This is a genomic window from Pedobacter fastidiosus (assembly GCF_014306625.1).
Taxonomy (GTDB): domain Bacteria; phylum Bacteroidota; class Bacteroidia; order Sphingobacteriales; family Sphingobacteriaceae; genus Pedobacter; species Pedobacter fastidiosus.
The window spans coordinates 1-632 of sequence record NZ_JACRYL010000062.1; the positions used below are offsets into that span (position 1 = coordinate 1).

Here is a 632-nt window from a genome sequence, read left to right on the forward strand (position 1 = left end):
TGATTACGAATATACTGGGAAAGGTTACGTGGGGCCCGGTAATGAGTAGCTATAGTAGACATAGTATCTAATATCGTCTATAATTGAAAGTGATAGTTTTATTGATCTGCCAGTGTATTTGTATTTTGTGTGTATGCTGTGTTATATTGAGGGTAAATATACCTGTACAGACTAGCCTGAAGCGCTTTGATGGGACTGGAGATGAGCAAAAATCACCAAAAATGGCCGAAAAATGGCGAATTTTCCAAACTTTTCTGGTCCTCCGGGTAGGGGCGTTCTGCGAAAATCGAAAAATGGGTGCAGAAATCCCGTTCAAAAATCGGCCAAAAATGCCAAAAATCGGCTCGGAGGCGGAAAACTGGGGGTTGGTGTAAAATAGGGCCGGGTGGTGGGGGAATTTCGGCCCCTCCTTGGAAATATACGGGTGGGGAGGCCTTGTTTCGACCTGGCTGGCTATTTTGGTGGTTTGGGACCTGCTATTGGGGATTTGGAGGGCTTTTCGTTGGGGATTGCGTGGTTGTTGCTTGGAATGAAGTGCCTCGGACTTGGTTTGGGGGTTGATGGTTAATGTGTGTGGCTGAATATGGTTTGGGATGTGGCGGGATAACTTTATTGGTTTGGGGTGTGACTTT

The 632-nt window shown here is 46.0% G+C and carries 1 protein-coding gene; it reads left to right on the forward strand.

Annotation, left to right across the window (positions count from 1 at the left end):
- Positions 1 to 221: 221 nt before the first annotated feature.
- Positions 222 to 374 (forward strand): hypothetical protein, encoded by a 153-nt coding sequence (locus H7U22_RS22780; protein ID WP_187073638.1) that lies wholly within the window; start codon positions 222 to 224, stop codon positions 372 to 374.
- The last annotated feature ends 258 nt before the right edge of the window (positions 375 to 632 follow it).